Here is a 16,133-nt window from a genome sequence, read left to right on the forward strand (position 1 = left end):
GGAACTTCGCCCTCATGTCCTACGCAATCTTATTCATCTCTGTTTACATAGGAGCCTGGTTTGTGAGGCTGAAATACAACCTTACACCGAGTTTCAGTGAGTCGTTCGCCCTCGAATCCTTTCCTGGATGGAAGGTTTTTTTCAATCAATGGATTGAGAACGGGATAGAAGAACCGAATTTGACAGCGAATACGATTACGTTTGGTGCATTGTTGTTCTACTCTCGGAAGTTAAAAAGTAGAATTATGTGGGTGTTAAGATTACTTGCAATGATTCCTGTCAGTTTGTTTTTCATCATGTATATTCCGCAATTCCTTAGTTGGTTATTCCGATAAAAAAGAAGCAAGGCGCAATGCCTTGCTTAAATCGTGATCATTCCTCTAAATCCTCGAGCCGCATAATAAGAGTCTGCACCATTGTGATAGACGAAGGTGTGATCATAACGGCGGTCGCAGAACAGGGCGCCACCTTTTTGACGAATGGTGTCCGGTGTGTGAATCCAACTCGAAGTCTTCAAATCGAATGCACCGAATGTTTGTAAATGTCGGTATGTTTCTTCGTCGAGAAGGGTTATGCCCATCTGTTCAGATAAGGCGACCGCGCTTCCGACGGGTTTGTTTTTCTTACGTGCCTCAAGAGCGGGTTCATCATAACAGAGGCTTCGTCGACCGCTCGGACTCTCGACTGAACAGTCGCAAAAAGCGAGATCTCCGTTAGCGAGACGTATCACGTCGGGTTCGCCTCCTGTCTGTTCCATTAAGGAGAGTGTAGCCAACTTGTCCTGATTAACTTGAATTCGTTCCAATACGTCTGACCAGACAACGTCACGATGACGTTCAACGTTCGCAGTAAAGCGAGACTCTAGAGTACTTAGTAATTCAAGGATTTCTTCCTGTGAAAGTTTCGACATGAGAATCACTCCGATCATTTGTTTCTTTTAGTATACGATATGTATCGATACTGTTTGTCTATTCCATTGTAAGAAAGGGGAATCCAAATTGAATTTTGATGAAATAAACGTTGAGCATTTAAGGGTGAACTCATTTCAGACAATGGATCTGTTCACATTGAAAACAGACTATTTGAGTCGATTGCCTGTCGGTTCATATCGAGTCACAGATTACTGTGAACTTGACGTGATTGTCACAAAGTCACAATTAGGACGACTTCAGTACGTTGATTTGACCTTGCCGTTGGGCGTGTATATAGAGGGGCGACTTTTCTTGGTGTATGATCCGTATCATCGTGCAATCTATTCAACACATGAACGAGTCGATTATCCAAATAAACAAAATATCTCGACTGTTGATTTCTTATGTGCTAATAGTCGCGATTTTCACGATCCTGATTCGTATTCACTAAAGAGTGAAGACTTGTATAAATTACCATCGGATAGTCATTGGAGGGAATTTGGGTTGCCAAAAGTGACATCGGCCCCATCGTTCATCTCTCGACTATTTACATTCCTAGACGTCTCTTCTTTTCAGGTGCTGTCGAAGAATAATCGATTTCTATCTGATCTCAAAAAATGGGCAGATCAGACAAAGTGTGAGTACAGTATTGAACATAATGAAAAATGGATGTGGTCGAATGACTATATGATGACTTGCAATTTTTCAAATGTATCTGAAGTTGAACTTCTTCAATTGGTTACGATGATTGAGGCAAGTGGAGAATTAGAAGGAATTCGTTTTTTGATTGAGACCGAAGCGTGTATTCTGTCACTTTTTATTTTAGGAGATATGAAGCAAGGCTATGGCGTAGGAGTATTTCAATACGGGAGTGACGAATAGGGAAAATTAAACACTGGATTGTAATTGAATAGAACGTCCAACTATTTATTTCGGTGGAAAATTCTATACAACAGGCGCCCTCTTTTAGAGAAGGCGCCTGTTGCTTATACAGATGATACGGTTAACATGGACTGTTCAGTTAATCGTCCGATCCAAATCAACGGAAGGGTCAAAAGTGCTCCGAGAAGGTAAATCGAATCAATCGGTAGTCCGTCGGCGAGAAGACCGAACAGCAAACTCCCTACACTGAATGCGAGTGCGTATCCCGTTTGTTGCACACTATATACGTAAGGGAGCTGAGTAGCCGGGATCTGTTCTTGAATGACGGTGTTCGTCTGGATGATGCGGATTTGTGTAGCTGCGCCTTGAATCACTAACGCCAAAATCGCAAACGCGAGATGTGCAGTCATGCCGAACAAGAGGGCGGCAACAATGGATAAGATAGCGGTCGACGGTAACGATGGCGCTCGTCGAGACCGATAAAGATGGGCACTCGCCGCAATCATACTGATCAAAAATGTTGCGTTGAGCGTCCCCCACCAGCCCGTATCGACTTGTAGATGTCGTTCGAGATAGACGAGAAGCAATGCCGAAATCCAGAGCGTGCTGACAAATGATTCATACGTCACAAACCATGTCACATGACGGGCGAATGGTGACGTATTTACATAAGTAAGACTAGCGCGTAAGGTAATCGATTCTTCCGCTCCATCATTGACGATGTCTTCCGTAAGCGATTGATTGAAGTAAATCGTCACAATCGTGGAAAGGACGAAGAGAACGAGGGAAACGACTAATGCGAGAGCGCTCGAGGTGAAAGAGACGAGCATCGTCCCGAGCGGCCACATGGCGAGCTGGATGAACTGATTGGAACCTTGCATGAGGCTGTTCGCTTGTTGACGATTCGTCGTCAATCTTGGGATGAATGACGCTTGGATGGGACGTGCGAACCCATCGAGGAAAGCGATCAACACGACAAGACCGAGAACTAGAATCGAATCCGTGAAGAGAACGAGAACAAGGGTGACCGTCTTCATCAGTTGTGACAGGACGAGCGTTTTCCCTAGCGAGTAGCGGCTGAGGATACGGGCGAAAAAGAGTCCGCTGAGTGTCATACCGGCAGTCACGGCAATCGGGAAGCTGGCCGCCATGAGAGCGGAACCGGTTTGTTGATACAACGAGGCAATGAGCGCGACGATGTATAGGACATCGCCAATATTGGCGAGCCATTGGCTAACGAGCAGTGTATAAAACGATTTCATCACAAATCTCCTCCGAATCTATTCAATTAGGTAGGGTGGACGAATCGTTTTTACACATTTACACCTCTTCATAAAATGATATAAAAATAATTATACAAAATTTGATTAATTCTGTAAACTTGTCGTATGGTCGCGATTGTCAATATTAGGAGGGTGAAATGATTCAACAAGCTTTGAAACTAGTCGGTAAGAAGGAGTTGGGGTGGGTTACATCACGAGTACCTGCTCTTGAAGCGGATCAAGTTTTGATTGAAACCATCGCTACAGCCATTAGCATTGGTGCAGAGCTTCCGCAATATGAAGAATCTGATTTGACTGATTTGAATCCGGAATATCCTCGTAAAGTGGGATATGAGAGTTATGGAAGGGTTGTAGATAAGGGTGAGGATGTCACGACACTCCATGTTGGCGACCGGGTGATTGCTTTTTATGGACAACAAAGGTACGGGATTGTCTCTGCTCAAAAAGCGTTTTATGTTCCACCGGAAGTGGATTATAAAACGGCATTGTTAGCGATTTTATCTTGCGATGCAGCAAAAAGGGGTAAGAAAATTAGCGCCATCCTCTAGTGATTCGGTTATTGTTTCCGGTTTAGGGACGATAGGGTTACTCGCAACGTATTATTTACGAAATTATTATGGTGTGATGAAGATTGATGCAATCGAGCCAGATTCGAATCGAAGAGAGTTAGCTTATCGGTTTGGAGTTGAACAGGTATACGCCCCGAACGAGGTGAAGGACAGCCACTACCATTATGGCATGGAGTGTTCTGCTCGAAATGAAGGGTTCATGAACCTTCAACAGGCAGTAATGCCGAATGGGTCTATCTGTATCTTATCAGACGGCAATCAAGAAGAACTGGTGCTTCAACCGCAATTCTATGAAAAAGAGTTACATATCGTCGGATCAAGTGACGGTTGGGACTACAGAGAACATTTCAAGTGGTATTTTGAAGCGAGTCGGCAAACCTCATACATACAAGAGATTTTTGGGTTGGACATTGATCAATATGGCTTGATAGCTACGTTTGAAAGACTGAGTGCACATGTCATCAACCCAATTAAGATTGCAGTGACATATAAAAAAGAAAATACATCATTTGATGACTGAGAAGGATGGATCTATATGCTTGAATATAAATTAAATAACGATATCACACTGAGAATGTTTAATGTAAACGATGCAGACGCGCTGTTTGACCTGACGATGGCATCGAAGCCTTATCTCCGAGAGTGGCTCGGTTGGCTTGACTACATTGAAACAGTAGAAGACTCGAAGCAAAACATAGAAGGACGAATTAAAGGGCTGATTGAGACGGGTGGATTCCCAAAATCATTCGCTGTGATCTATAAAGGCGTGCTTGCCGGGACAATCGGATTCAACGAAATCGATCGTGGGATTCAATGTGGCACAATTGGTTACTGGCTCGGACAAGAGTTTCAGGGGAAAGGCATCATGAGTCGAGCGCTGGAGACCATCATCGAGTACGGGTTCCGAGATTTGAAATTAAATAAGATTGAGATTCGAGTCGCGACTGAAAATGTAAAAAGCCGCGCACTCCCGGAACGACTTGGCTTTAGGGAAGAAGGGGTCATTCGAGATGCAGAATGGCTGTATGACCGTTACGTTGATCATGTTGTTTATGGGTTGTTGCAGGATGAATGGAGAGGAAATAATGACTGACGTGAATCAAGAATTTGTTAGGGCAATCTATGACACTGTGATCAGAGAAGGGATCGATGAATATAAAGAAATGTATGAGACGGTAGAAGTGGATTCAAACATGGATGCGTTTTGGAATTTATATCAAAACTCTAATCCAGAAGAAAAGGAAATCTTATTAAAGATGATGGAACAAATCATGATTGATACAGTCTCTCATATGCTAGGGATTATTGACGGAAGTTCCACATTAAATGATAGCGAGCTCGAGCCTAAGTTACTGCTAGACTCACAAGATACAGAGAATGAATTGCAGGACTCATTCTTAGAATTGGTCGAATTGAACATGGATGGCAATGACGAGGAGAATAGAAGATGAGATATTATATTGAGTTATATGATGATTCGAACGATCAATTTGAAGTTGCTGAGAATCATGTAGGTATTGTTAAAATCTTAGATGGAGGTTTTCTTAACTCCGGAAAGTAGAGAAATCATTGTAGCTTATGGAACTGAAAGAGAAGTGGATTCGTATTTTCCACTAGATCCTTGAGTTACATGACAAAGACCCGTCCTTCACGAGAGGGCGGGTCTTTCGTCTGACTCGAACAATTCAGTTCCGAATTCTTCATACGCCTGTTCGTAACGGCGAAGGGAAGATTCTTTGTGCATACAGGTGACGTTCATTCGCTCAGATGGCGTCATATCGGTCGCATACGTTTTTAACACATGGGCGTTTCGCAGCATTGACGGGGTGACCGAACGCGCGAGCCCGCTCCGTTCATTTAGCTGTCGCATCATCTTCGTGATCATGACGATCGTTAGTTGTTTCGGCTGATTTTTCGCATACACCCAGCGGAACGTCATTCGTGCAAAATCGAATGAGACGAAAACCGGATCTTCGGAGTACCAGCGTGGCCGTACCGGTGTCGGGATGTCAGCTAGGTAGTTCATGAGTAACGATTGGTCCTCTTGCGAGAGCTTCAACGTGAATTGATTCCCGAGACGGTCATACACGTCAAAGGTGTGATCAGCCAGATGCAGGTCGCTCATACGCAAACGAATGATGTGATGGACGCGCAAGCCGTATTTATAGAAGAGCGTCACAATCAGTTCGTTCCGATTGACGAGATATGGGTGGGCTTGCAACTGATTCTCGCTCAATCCTCTCGTCGAACGAATCGTATGAACGAGTCGGTCGAATTCAGACTCGAGTGCGATTTGGTCGATGGATAACGTATGTGCCGGCTGCGAGTAGGCAAGCATCTTCTTCCGAAGCGGATTTAAAAAGTGGGTCAGGCTATTGATGACCGTGACGATTCGAGCGACGGTCGCCTGTTGATAGTGCTTCTCTTCGATTAAAAAGTCATTCACAAACGTCTTCCACGATTCGATAGGGACGTCTAACCAGTCCGTCGGTTCGTTCAGTTCGACATTGTGGTCGTGAAAGTATTTATGCACGTCAATCAAGTCGTAGCGATATCGTTTCAGCGTCGAGGGTTGACGGCCGCTTGCTCCGAGATGATACAAGTACGTTTCGATAAATTCCGGGAGCGGATAGTCTTTTCTACGTTTCGTCATGGTCGAGCCTCCTTCTTCTTTTATCCTACCACAAACGGACGTTCTCTATACGTTGATTCGTGGTAAGATGAAAGGTGAGACTTTATGGAATGAGGGATTACATGATAGAACGTGAAAAAGTTGTCATCGTCGGCTGTCAGTTACCGAATGTCGATGATTGGACATATGAACAGTCGATGGGCGAGCTCGTCGAACTCGTGGACACGGCGCAAGGTGAAGTCGTCGCACGACTCGACCAAAAACGTCAACAAGTCGACCGTCGTACCTTTATCGGGAAAGGAAAAATTGAGGAGCTCGCGATGCTCGTCGAACAGTTCGAGCCGGATTTGTTAATCTTTAACGCCGAGTTGACACCGGCGCAGTCGAAGAACATTCGCATCGCCTTGAACGACCCGGATGAGATGAAGCTGATCGACCGTACGCAGCTCATCTTAGATATCTTTGCGAGCCGTGCGCAATCGCGCGAAGGGAAATTGCAGGTCGAACTCGCGCAGATGAACTATTTACTACCACGTCTCATCGGACAAGGGACACAGCTCTCGCGACTCGGTGGTGGAATCGGGACTCGTGGACCGGGTGAGACAAAACTTGAGTCGGACCGTCGCCACATCAAGCGTCGCATCGATGAGATTACGAAACAACTCGAAGGAACGGTCGCACACCGGGATCGCTACCGGGAACGTCGGAAAGAAAATCGCGTATTCCAGGTCGCGCTCGTCGGGTATACGAATGCCGGAAAGTCGACAATCTTTAACCGATTGACGGATGCAGATACGTATGAACAGGATGAGTTGTTCGCAACACTTGACCCATTGACGCGTGAACTCGAACTTCCACGCGGCGGGAAAGTGCTGATTACCGATACGGTCGGATTTATTCGTGACTTGCCGACGAAACTCGTTGCCGCTTTCCGTTCGACTTTGGAAGAAGTGGTCGGTGCTGATTTGATCCTCCACGTCATCGATGCATCGAACCCACATTATTTGAACCAAATCGATACGACGAATGCGGTATTGGAAGAACTCGGTGCGAGTGAGGTCCCACAACTCGAGGTATATAATAAGAAAGACCGGCTCACGGAAGACTTCGTCGGTGGACCGCTGTTGATCTCTGCGATTGCATCAGAAGATATCGAACAGTTGACTGGTGCACTCGAAGATAAAATCTCGGACATTTTAACAAAGGTCCACGTCGTCTTACCGGTGACGGCTTTTGAACATTACCACCCAGCCAAAGAGGCGATGTACCGTCTTGAAGAAAACTTCTTGGATGACGGTTCTGTCGAGTTGGTAGGCTATATGAGAGAAGACACGCGTCTATATGCGACGCTAAAACAATTTGAGGTGTAAGTATGTGGCAAGAAAAGATTGAACATTATGATGCACTCGCGCCGTATGTGAAAAAGGCCGAGGCACGAGTGAAACCATTTTTTGAGAAGATTGAAGAGACGGCTGAGTTCAACCAGTATCGTGTTCTCGAATCGTTTAAAAAGCACAAAGTATCGGATTTCCATTTTAATCCGACGACAGGGTATGGATATGATGATCTCGGTCGTGACACGCTCGAGTCGATTTATGCAGATGTGTTCGGAGCAGAGCTCGCATTATGCCGTCCGCAAATCATCTCGGGTACGCATGCGATCGGGATTGCCTTGTTCGGTGTCCTCCTACCAGGTGACGAATTGCTGTATATCACAGGGAAGCCATACGACACGCTCGAGGAAATCGTCGGTATCCGTGGGGACGGTCGCGGCTCTTTAAAAGAGCTTGGTGTCCATTACGATACTGTCGAATTAAAAGAGGAACGTGAAATCGACATCGACCGCGTCATCGAACGGATTCGTCCGGAGACGAAACTCGTCGGGATTCAGCGCTCGAAAGGATATGCGAATCGTCGCAGCATTCCAGTCGAAGAAATCAAGGTCGCCATCGAACGTATCAAAGCGGCGCATCCGCATGTGTATGTATTTGTTGACAATTGCTACGGTGAATTTGTCGAGACAATCGAACCGACGCACGTCGGAGCCGACTTGATGGCGGGTTCCTTGATTAAAAACCCAGGAGGCGGATTGGCGAAGACGGGAGGGTATATCGCAGGAACGAAAGAACTGATTGAACGTTGTTCGTTCCGGATGACCACCCCAGGTATCGGGAGTGAAGCCGGACCATCACTCTATTCGCTTCAAGAAATGTATCAGGGCTTTTATATGGCTCCTCATACTGTCGCACAGGCATTGAAAGGGGCACACTTAACGGCAAGCCTTTTATCGTTGATTGGATTTGAGACTGACCCACATTATTCGACTCCAAGAACGGACTTGATTCAGTCAGTGACGTTCCGCGACCGTGAGAAGATGATTGCGTTTTGTCAAAGCATCCAAATGGCATCACCGGTAAACGCTCATGCGTTACCCGTTCCGGCCTATATGCCTGGATATGAGGATGATGTCATCATGGCAGCAGGGACGTTCATCCAAGGTTCATCAATCGAGCTGTCAGCGGATGGACCACTCCGGGCACCATACACAGCGTATGTTCAAGGTGGTCTGACGTATGCTCATGTGAAAGTCGCGCTTATGTTGGCGTTGAGCCAATTACACGATAAAGGACTGGTCGAATTTAACGACCAAAATCAACAAGCACATTTGTAACCGTTCTGTCATGTTAACTTTCTTAACATCTATTGACAGGATTGTTGTCATGTATTATTCTCACATTGTGAGACAGAAAAGGAGGGGTAAGGATGGCTGATCAATTTCGTCGCTCCAACCCGTTGTTTCCGATTGGAATCGTCCAAGATCTGACGCAACTGACTGGTAGACAGATTCGGTATTATGAAGAACAGGGTCTGATTTCGCCTAGTCGGACGGAATCGAAACGACGGCTTTATTCCTTTAATGATGTCGAACGTCTACTCGCAATCAAGGATTACATTGACCAAGGCTTTAATTTGGCGGCAATTCGTCACATGTTAGAGCAAGAAGGTGAAAAAGAAGCGGAAACGTCTGCTCCGGCCGCACCGGTCAATGAAGCACCAAAGGTTTCGGAAAAAGAGTTACATCATTTGTTGAAAACACAGCTTCAAGAAGCCGGTCGTTTCAATAAGACGTCGCTCATTCAAGGCGAGCTTTCACGTTTTTATCGATAACGCCGCACACATCAACCATTACACAATGTGAGAGGGGACATTTTACCATGGCCAGAAAAACGTTCACAAAAGAAGACATTAAACGCATCGCACAAGAGGAAGACGTACGCTTTATTCGTCTTCAATTCACGGATATCCTCGGAACAATCAAAAACGTCGAGGTACCGATCAGCCAATTGGACAAAGCACTTGATAACAAGATGATGTTTGACGGATCGTCAATCGAAGGATTCGTCCGCATCGAGGAATCAGACATGTACTTATATCCAGACCTCAACACATGGGTTGTCTTCCCGTGGACAGATGGCAGCGGAAAAGTCGCTCGCTTAATTTGTGATATTTATAACCCAGACGGTACACCATTCAGTGGTGACCCGCGCGGTACACTCAAGCGTAACCTTGAGAAAATGCAAAAACTTGGCTTCTCAGCGTTCAACGTTGGACCAGAGCCAGAGTTCTTCTTGTTCAAGAAAGACGCATCAGGTCGTCCGACACTTGAACTCAACGACCAAGGTGGATACTTCGACTTGGCACCAGTTGACCTCGGTGAAAACTGCCGTAAAGAAATCGTCATCGAACTTGAAAACATGGGCTTTGAAATCGAAGCATCACACCACGAAGTTGCACCAGGACAACACGAAATCGACTTCAAATATGCAGATGCTGTCACAACGGCAGATAACATCCAAACGTTCAAGCTCGTTGTTAAGACGATCGCTGCGAAGTATGGTCTTCACGCGACATTCATGCCAAAACCACTCTTTGGAGTGAACGGTTCAGGAATGCACGCGAACATGTCACTCTTCAAAGGCGACACAAACGTCTTCTACGATCCAAATGGCGACATGGAACTTTCAGACACAGCTCGCGCGTTCACAGCTGGTATCTTGGAGCACGCTCGTGCGTTCACAGCAGTATGTAACCCGACTGTGAACTCTTACAAGCGTCTCGTACCTGGTTACGAAGCACCTTGCTACGTTGCATGGAGTGCACGCAACCGTTCACCACTTGTACGTGTACCAGCAGCACGTGGTCTCTCGACTCGTATCGAAGTACGTTCGGTTGACCCAGCAGCGAACCCGTACCTCGCACTTGCTGCTCTCTTGGCTTCAGGTCTTGACGGAATCGAAAAAGATTTGAATGCACCAAAACCAATCGACAGCAACATCTACGTGATGGACAAGCCAGAGCGTGTAGCGAACGGGATCGACGATCTTCCGGCAACGCTCTTCGACGCACTCGAAGTCCTTCGTGCGGACAAAGTCGTGATGGAATCACTCGGTGAGCATATCGGCGAACACTTCCTCGAATTGAAAGAAATCGAGTGGGATATGTTCCGTATGCAAGTCACGGAGTGGGAACGCGATCAGTACATGACGCTTTACTAATAGAAGAGATATGCAAAAAGAGCACGGAATGACCTTCAGCTGAAGATCATTCCGTGCTCTTTCGTTTACTATGGCATTCAAGTAAAAAAGGATCACCTCCGCAAAAAAACGGTAGGTGGTCCTTTTGGTTGATCAAAATGCTTTTTTAAAAAATGTCGATGTATAGTCGAGCGTCGTGTGCAGTGTCGTTGCAAATACGAGACCTAAGAAGAACGACATGCCGTGTACGTCCACCCACGACCGGATTTCTGCTTCGTATGCTGTGAAAGGCAAAAGCAGAATGAGTGGAAAGCCGATGTACGCAATCCGAATCAGATCACTCAAAACAGGTAAATGCGAAAAGAGCGAACGGTGCGGCATGAGCTTTACGTATGGGAGCCATATGAATTTAAGTGGACCCCATCGGTAATAGGCATCTGATTTTAAATCAAGGTCTGGGGAGAGCCAGAGTGTACCGATAATCGCACCGATGATCAATGCGAACGGAATATCGATGTCAATAAAAGGCGTGGCAACCGCAAGTGCGCCGGTTGCCACGAGATTCGTTCGGGTATGGGTCTTGCCACTAGCCATTAATGAATCGTCCGGTATACACCGATGACCTTCCCTAAAATCGAGACGTTGTCAAAATACATCGCTTCCAACTCATCGTTTTCCGGTTGAAGACGGACTTTTGAAGCTTCTTTATAAATCCGTTTCACAGTCGCCTCGCCCTCATCGGTCATGGCAACGACAATCTCTCCATTGTCGGCCGTGCTCTGCTGGCGGACGAGCACACGGTCTCCGTCTAAGATGCCTGCGTTGATCATCGAATCCCCAGAAACAGACAACATGTATACATTATCTGAACCGACGATATGTGCTGGGAGCGGGAAGTGCTCTTCCACGTTCTCGATGGCGGTAATCGGTGTCCCGGCAGTAACTTTACCGATGACCGGTACGTACATGACGGACTCTTGCTCTTCCATTGCCGGCATATCTTCAGTCAAAATTTCAATCGCGCGAGGTTTCGTCTTGTCTCGACGGATCAACCCGCGTTTTTCCAAACGATCTAAGTGACCGTGTACGGTCGAACTAGAAGCAAGGCCGACGGCTTCTCCAATTTCACGAACAGAAGGCGGATATCCCTTTGCCCGAACTTCGTCTTTGATGAAATCAAGAATCTGTTGTTGTCGCGCTGACATTTTTTTCATTATGTTCACCTCGATGTAATCGAATAACCTGCAAACGCATCCTATTCTTTATGTGTCTAGTGTAACACAAGAACACATGAGCGTACAAACATTCGTTCGTTTTTTTATGTTGACCGAACACGGGTTCTTGTTTTATGATGAGAACAGATAAACGAACAAACGTTCTAACGAACATATATTCTTATACAGGAGGCAATGCAATCATGAAAGACACACTTAACGGAATCATTTTAGTCGGGATGCTCTTGGTCGGGATGTTCGCTTTTTATTTGGCAGGGGAGATGCGAGGGAAACCGGCAGTAGTCGAACCAATCGTCACTACGGAGGAACGTACGATTGAAGAAGAAGTCGCTTATGTCCAAGCGGAATCACTCGAAGCACAAATTATGGCAGAGCGAGAAGAGCATAATGAACGAAAAACAAAATGGTATGCCGCTGAGTGATTGTTGATCATTGCGAACCGTTCTCGAACTGTGTATCGTAAGGAATGAATGCGATGAAAGGGAGTGATGCGATGCGAGTCGTCATCTATTGTCGGGTATCGACGAACAAGTCCAACCAAGAGACATCACTCAGTCGACAAGTCGATGAATTACAGCATCTGGCTTCGCAACTAGGGGCAGAAGTCATAGAAATCATCACGGAGCAAGAAAGTGGATATGAAGTGAATCGACAGGGGCTTCTTGATTTGCTTGACCATGTGTCGATGTCTGATTTGGATGCCGTACTTGTCACGGACGACAGTCGCCTGGGACGAGGGAATGCCAAGATTGCCATCTTGCACACATTGATGAAACATGACGTTCGGTTGCTGACGATGCAATCGACGTCGGACTATGTCGTTTCCGATGCCGAAAAAATGGTATTAGAGATTGTCAGTGTTGTGGAAGAGTATCAACGTAAAATTCACAACGCTAAAATTTCTCGCGGGATGCGCCGTGCCGTCGCCAACGGATTTAACCCACAGCGCAATATTCAAAATAACGATCAAGGTGGGCGACATCGAATCGAAGTGCCGATCGAGGAGATTATCCAACTGCGCGAGCGCGGGTTGACGTTTGCTGAGATTGCGGCAACCCTCCGTGGATTCGGTTATGAAGTGTCGAAAGCGACCGTCAATCGACGGTATCTCGAGCACCAGTCAGTAGCTGAAACTTGATTCTTCCTCTCTGATTTTGTAAAGTATAAGAACAAATTCACTAGAGAGGGGGCGAGTCAGATGTTAGCACCAGGACAATTGGAGCGAATCAATTTCCTCGCCAACAAAGCGAAGACAGAAGGACTGTCTCAAGATGAAATGAACGAACAACAAGACTTGCGTCAAGAATATTTGAAGGCGTTCCGTCAATCGTTCAAGTCACAAATGATGGGGATGAAGGTCGTCGATCCAGATGGGAACGACGTCACCCCGGAGAAGTTGAAAGAAGATCAAAAACGCTATCGTGGCGAGTGATGCTGAATGCACATCCTATTTCGTATAGGATGTGCATTTTTGTTATACACGAACGGACATCAGACGAACGGATTACAGTTTTTTTAAGGCAATTGAAGGAAACGATTTCACTTAATGTGTTATACTAATTAATTAGTTGTGACACACGAATGAGTGTGATAAAATATGACGGGTAGAAAACCTTCTTAACACAGAGAGGATGAAATTAGTGGAAACAACTACTAAAGAATTATTAGCGATTAACTCGATCCGGACGCTTTCAATTGATGCGGTCCAAAAAGCGAACTCTGGTCACCCAGGGATGCCGATGGGTGCTGCACCTATGGCGTTCACACTTTGGACAGACAAAATGCGTCACAACCCGAAAAATCCAAACTGGTTCAACCGTGACCGTTTCGTTCTTTCGGCAGGTCATGGATCGATGCTCTTGTACTCGCTCCTTCACTTGTCTGGATATGATTTGTCGATGGACGACCTTAAATCATTCCGTCAAATGGACTCGAAGACTCCTGGTCACCCAGAATACCGTCATACGGCTGGTGTCGATGCGACGACGGGACCACTTGGACAAGGGATTGCAATGGCTGTCGGGATGGCCATGGCAGAGAAGCATTTAGAAGCGACTTACAACCGCGACGAGTTCAACGTCGTTGACCACTACACGTTTGGAATTTGCGGAGACGGAGACTTGATGGAAGGTGTATCGGCAGAAGCGGCATCACTCGCTGGTCACTTGAAGCTCGGTAAACTCGTCGTTCTTTACGATTCAAACGATATCTCACTCGATGGCGATCTTCACAAGTCGTTCTCTGAAAGCGTAGAAGACCGTTTCAACGCGTACGGATGGCAAGTCATTCGTGTCGAAGACGGAACAGACATCGATTCAATCGCAAAAGCAATCGATGCAGCGAAAGCGGAAACGTCAAAACCGACATTGATCGAAGTGAAAACGGTCATCGGATTCGGTTCACCAAACAAATCTGGTAAATCTGCGTCACACGGTGCTCCACTTGGAGATGCTGAAATCGAATTGACGAAACAGTTCTATAAATGGGAAGGCGAGTCATTCTACGTACCAAACGAAGTATATGACTTATTCAACGAGAAAGTTGTCGAGCCTGGCGCGAAATATGAGTCAGACTGGAACGAACTCGTAGAAGCGTACAAAGCGGCACACCCAGAACTCGGTGCACAGTTCGAGCGTGCGATGAACAACGAACTTCCTGAAGGTTGGGACAGCGAGTTGCCAACATTCGAAATCGGTTCGAAAAAAGCAACACGTCAAACGAGCGGTGAAGTCTTAAACGCAATCGCGAAAGCAGTCCCGACACTATTCGGTGGATCTGCTGACCTTGCTGGGTCAAACAACTCGATGATTAAAGGTGCAGTGGACTTCGATGAAGATCCAGCTGGACGTAACATCTGGTTTGGTGTACGTGAGTTCGCAATGGCGGCAGCTGTAAACGGAATGGCACTTCACGGTGGCGTCCTTCCTTACGGTGCGACATTCTTCGTCTTCTCGGATTACCTTCGCCCGGCAGTTCGTCTTGCTGCACTCATGGGACTTCCGTCAACGTTCATCTTGACGCACGACTCCATTGCAGTTGGTGAAGATGGCCCAACACACGAGCCAGTTGAACATTTGATGAGTTTCCGCGTGATGCCGAATCTCTCTGTTCTTCGCCCGGCAGATGGGAAAGAAACAATCGCTGCTTGGAAACAAGCGGTAACATCGAAAACGACACCTTCACTCCTCGTCTTGACACGTCAAGCGTTGCCAGAGCTCGAAGGTACATCGGTTGAAACGGCAGCAAAAGGAGCATACGTCGTTGCAGGTGAATCGAAAGATGCAGACGTCCTCTTGCTCGGTACGGGTTCTGAAGTACACGTCCTCGTTGAAGCGCGTGAGCAACTTGCGGCTGAAGGCGTGAATGCGGCAGTCGTATCGATGCCATCATGGGAACTCTTTGAAGCACAATCTGCTGAATATAAAGAGTCTGTCCTTCCATCTTCAATCACGAAACGTGTATCACTTGAAGCGGGTGCGACACTTGGATGGTATAAATATGTAGGATTCGGTGGAAAAGTACTCGGAATCGACAAGTTCGGAGCATCTGCACCTGGGGACCTCCTCATGAAAGAATACGGCATGTCAGTCGACAACGTCGTCAATGCAGTAAAATCACTTTAATCTCAAGTTAGATTGTTGTGACGGCCATTCGTTTGGCCGTCACTTTTTTTCTGGACGACTAGCGAAGTTGTTCAATTTAGTGTATAGTAAAAAACGATGTTTCATATGGTAGAGGAGGTAAAGCCTTGAGTACATTATTCTGGATTCTTCTTGTCGTGGCAGCACTCATCGGGGGTATCGCGATCGGATTCTTCATCGCGCGTAAATACATGATGAACTACCTTGAACAGAACCCGCCAATCAATGAAGATATGATTCGTACGTTGATGATGCAAATGGGTCAAAAGCCATCACAGAAGAAAGTCAACCAAGTGATGCGCGCCATGAACGTGCAGATGAAAAACGAAAAGAAATCATAATCAGTCATGAAAGCACTTCGGTCTCCGAAGTGCTTTTTTGTTTCCTCTTTTTGTTAGACAATCGAACAAACTTTCGCTACGATTAATGAATAATCTTCATATAA

17 protein-coding genes and 1 pseudogene are annotated in these 16,133 nt (G+C 46.2%); 13 read left to right on the top strand and 5 right to left on the bottom strand.

Translation table 11 applies throughout. The features are described 5' to 3' along the window. Nucleotides 1-361: 361 nt before the first annotated feature. Nucleotides 362-910 (bottom strand): DUF4256 domain-containing protein, encoded by a 549-nt coding sequence (locus AC5LIL_RS06560; protein WP_499825246.1) that lies wholly within the window; start codon nucleotides 908-910, stop codon nucleotides 362-364. Between the two features lie 88 nt (nucleotides 911-998). Between AC5LIL_RS06560 and AC5LIL_RS06565 the strand changes: the two genes are divergently transcribed. Next, entirely contained in the window at nucleotides 999-1,793 is a 795-nt protein-coding gene (locus tag AC5LIL_RS06565) for a hypothetical protein (protein ID WP_499825247.1), read from the top strand. 104 nt (nucleotides 1,794-1,897) lie between these two features. On the opposite strand, the gene AC5LIL_RS06570 is transcribed toward AC5LIL_RS06565, so the two are convergent. Then, entirely contained in the window at nucleotides 1,898-3,055 is a 1,158-nt protein-coding gene (locus tag AC5LIL_RS06570; RefSeq protein WP_339962706.1) for an MFS transporter, read from the bottom strand. Nucleotides 3,056-3,213: 158 nt separating this feature from the next. On the opposite strand from AC5LIL_RS06570, the pseudogene AC5LIL_RS06575 reads away from it, so the two are divergent. The 3 genes and pseudogenes from AC5LIL_RS06575 to AC5LIL_RS06585 all read left to right on the top strand — a co-directional run bounded on the left by AC5LIL_RS06575 (nucleotide 3,214) and on the right by AC5LIL_RS06585 (nucleotide 5,096). Next, a pseudogene (locus tag AC5LIL_RS06575) lies at nucleotides 3,214-4,165 on the top strand (zinc-dependent alcohol dehydrogenase). A 15-nt stretch (nucleotides 4,166-4,180) separates the two neighbouring features. After that, nucleotides 4,181-4,738, top strand: a complete 558-nt coding sequence (locus tag AC5LIL_RS06580) for a GNAT family N-acetyltransferase (RefSeq protein WP_337873994.1) — start codon at nucleotides 4,181-4,183, stop codon at nucleotides 4,736-4,738. After that, nucleotides 4,731-5,096 carry a transposase gene (locus tag AC5LIL_RS06585; RefSeq protein WP_499825248.1) on the top strand — a complete coding sequence of 122 codons (366 nt, stop codon included), beginning with the start codon at nucleotides 4,731-4,733 and terminating at the stop codon, nucleotides 5,094-5,096. Before AC5LIL_RS06580 ends, AC5LIL_RS06585 begins: the two co-directional genes overlap by 8 nt. 197 nt (nucleotides 5,097-5,293) lie before the next feature. Here the strand turns inward: AC5LIL_RS06585 and AC5LIL_RS06590 are convergent, their stop codons facing one another. Beyond that, nucleotides 5,294-6,298, bottom strand: coding sequence for a tyrosine-type recombinase/integrase (locus tag AC5LIL_RS06590; protein ID WP_499825249.1), 1,005 nt, complete (start codon nucleotides 6,296-6,298; stop codon nucleotides 5,294-5,296). A gap of 101 nt (nucleotides 6,299-6,399) precedes the next feature. Between AC5LIL_RS06590 and hflX the strand changes: the two genes are divergently transcribed. The 4 genes from hflX to glnA all read left to right on the top strand — a co-directional run bounded on the left by hflX (nucleotide 6,400) and on the right by glnA (nucleotide 10,833). Further along, nucleotides 6,400-7,647: a GTPase HflX gene (gene hflX / locus AC5LIL_RS06595; protein WP_214874483.1), complete on the top strand. Its 1,248-nt coding sequence runs from the start codon at nucleotides 6,400-6,402 to the stop codon at nucleotides 7,645-7,647. Nucleotides 7,648-7,649: 2 nt separating this feature from the next. Beyond that, entirely contained in the window at nucleotides 7,650-8,948 is a 1,299-nt protein-coding gene (locus tag AC5LIL_RS06600) for a methionine gamma-lyase family protein (protein ID WP_499825250.1), read from the top strand. A gap of 92 nt (nucleotides 8,949-9,040) precedes the next feature. Beyond that, nucleotides 9,041-9,445: a MerR family transcriptional regulator gene (locus AC5LIL_RS06605; RefSeq protein ID WP_074033204.1), complete on the top strand. Its 405-nt coding sequence runs from the start codon at nucleotides 9,041-9,043 to the stop codon at nucleotides 9,443-9,445. A gap of 47 nt (nucleotides 9,446-9,492) precedes the next feature. Next, the gene (glnA, locus tag AC5LIL_RS06610) at nucleotides 9,493-10,833 is read left to right on the top strand and encodes a type I glutamate--ammonia ligase (RefSeq protein ID WP_214692727.1); all 1,341 of its coding nucleotides are present in this window, start codon (nucleotides 9,493-9,495) and stop codon (nucleotides 10,831-10,833) included. A gap of 132 nt (nucleotides 10,834-10,965) precedes the next feature. On the opposite strand, the gene AC5LIL_RS06615 is transcribed toward glnA, so the two are convergent. Beyond that, the gene (locus AC5LIL_RS06615; protein ID WP_339962703.1) at nucleotides 10,966-11,406 is read right to left on the bottom strand and encodes a metal-binding protein; all 441 of its coding nucleotides are present in this window, start codon (nucleotides 11,404-11,406) and stop codon (nucleotides 10,966-10,968) included. Further along, nucleotides 11,406-12,026 carry a transcriptional repressor LexA gene (gene lexA, locus AC5LIL_RS06620; RefSeq protein WP_074033201.1) on the bottom strand — a complete coding sequence of 207 codons (621 nt, stop codon included), beginning with the start codon at nucleotides 12,024-12,026 and terminating at the stop codon, nucleotides 11,406-11,408. Before lexA ends, AC5LIL_RS06615 begins: the two co-directional genes overlap by 1 nt. A 203-nt stretch (nucleotides 12,027-12,229) precedes the next feature. On the opposite strand from lexA, the gene AC5LIL_RS06625 reads away from it, so the two are divergent. The 5 genes from AC5LIL_RS06625 (at nucleotide 12,230) to AC5LIL_RS06645 (ending at nucleotide 16,029) form a co-directional block, all read left to right on the top strand. Next, nucleotides 12,230-12,469, top strand: a complete 240-nt coding sequence (locus tag AC5LIL_RS06625) for a hypothetical protein (protein ID WP_339962702.1) — start codon at nucleotides 12,230-12,232, stop codon at nucleotides 12,467-12,469. Nucleotides 12,470-12,540: 71 nt separating this feature from the next. Further along, nucleotides 12,541-13,185, top strand: a complete 645-nt coding sequence (locus AC5LIL_RS06630) for a YneB family resolvase-like protein (RefSeq protein ID WP_499825353.1) — start codon at nucleotides 12,541-12,543, stop codon at nucleotides 13,183-13,185. Nucleotides 13,186-13,245: 60 nt separating this feature from the next. Beyond that, nucleotides 13,246-13,479 carry a DUF896 domain-containing protein gene (locus tag AC5LIL_RS06635; protein WP_078147028.1) on the top strand — a complete coding sequence of 78 codons (234 nt, stop codon included), beginning with the start codon at nucleotides 13,246-13,248 and terminating at the stop codon, nucleotides 13,477-13,479. A 199-nt stretch (nucleotides 13,480-13,678) separates the two neighbouring features. Beyond that, nucleotides 13,679-15,670, top strand: coding sequence for a transketolase (gene tkt, locus AC5LIL_RS06640; protein WP_499825251.1), 1,992 nt, complete (start codon nucleotides 13,679-13,681; stop codon nucleotides 15,668-15,670). 125 nt (nucleotides 15,671-15,795) lie between these two features. Further along, nucleotides 15,796-16,029, top strand: a complete 234-nt coding sequence (locus tag AC5LIL_RS06645; protein ID WP_012726454.1) for a YneF family protein — start codon at nucleotides 15,796-15,798, stop codon at nucleotides 16,027-16,029. Nucleotides 16,030-16,133 lie beyond the last annotated feature (104 nt).

Source organism: Exiguobacterium sp. RM11 (assembly GCF_059821525.1).

What these genes read in the sequence shown, in the direction of transcription:
- AC5LIL_RS06560 (WP_499825246.1), bottom strand. Translation starts at nt 910, where the DNA reads ATGTCGAAACTTTCACAGGAAGAAATCCTTGAATTACTAAGTACTCTA.
- AC5LIL_RS06570 (WP_339962706.1), bottom strand. Translation starts at nt 3,055, where the DNA reads ATGAAATCGTTTTATACACTGCTCGTTAGCCAATGGCTCGCCAATATT.
- AC5LIL_RS06580 (WP_337873994.1), top strand. Translation starts at nt 4,181, where the DNA reads ATGCTTGAATATAAATTAAATAACGATATCACACTGAGAATGTTTAAT.
- AC5LIL_RS06585 (WP_499825248.1), top strand. Translation starts at nt 4,731, where the DNA reads ATGACTGACGTGAATCAAGAATTTGTTAGGGCAATCTATGACACTGTG.
- AC5LIL_RS06590 (WP_499825249.1), bottom strand. Translation starts at nt 6,298, where the DNA reads ATGACGAAACGTAGAAAAGACTATCCGCTCCCGGAATTTATCGAAACG.
- hflX (WP_214874483.1), top strand. Translation starts at nt 6,400, where the DNA reads ATGATAGAACGTGAAAAAGTTGTCATCGTCGGCTGTCAGTTACCGAAT.
- AC5LIL_RS06600 (WP_499825250.1), top strand. Translation starts at nt 7,650, where the DNA reads ATGTGGCAAGAAAAGATTGAACATTATGATGCACTCGCGCCGTATGTG.
- AC5LIL_RS06605 (WP_074033204.1), top strand. Translation starts at nt 9,041, where the DNA reads ATGGCTGATCAATTTCGTCGCTCCAACCCGTTGTTTCCGATTGGAATC.
- glnA (WP_214692727.1), top strand. Translation starts at nt 9,493, where the DNA reads ATGGCCAGAAAAACGTTCACAAAAGAAGACATTAAACGCATCGCACAA.
- AC5LIL_RS06615 (WP_339962703.1), bottom strand. Translation starts at nt 11,406, where the DNA reads ATGGCTAGTGGCAAGACCCATACCCGAACGAATCTCGTGGCAACCGGC.
- lexA (WP_074033201.1), bottom strand. Translation starts at nt 12,026, where the DNA reads ATGAAAAAAATGTCAGCGCGACAACAACAGATTCTTGATTTCATCAAA.
- AC5LIL_RS06625 (WP_339962702.1), top strand. Translation starts at nt 12,230, where the DNA reads ATGAAAGACACACTTAACGGAATCATTTTAGTCGGGATGCTCTTGGTC.
- AC5LIL_RS06630 (WP_499825353.1), top strand. Translation starts at nt 12,541, where the DNA reads ATGCGAGTCGTCATCTATTGTCGGGTATCGACGAACAAGTCCAACCAA.
- AC5LIL_RS06635 (WP_078147028.1), top strand. Translation starts at nt 13,246, where the DNA reads ATGTTAGCACCAGGACAATTGGAGCGAATCAATTTCCTCGCCAACAAA.
- tkt (WP_499825251.1), top strand. Translation starts at nt 13,679, where the DNA reads ATGAAATTAGTGGAAACAACTACTAAAGAATTATTAGCGATTAACTCG.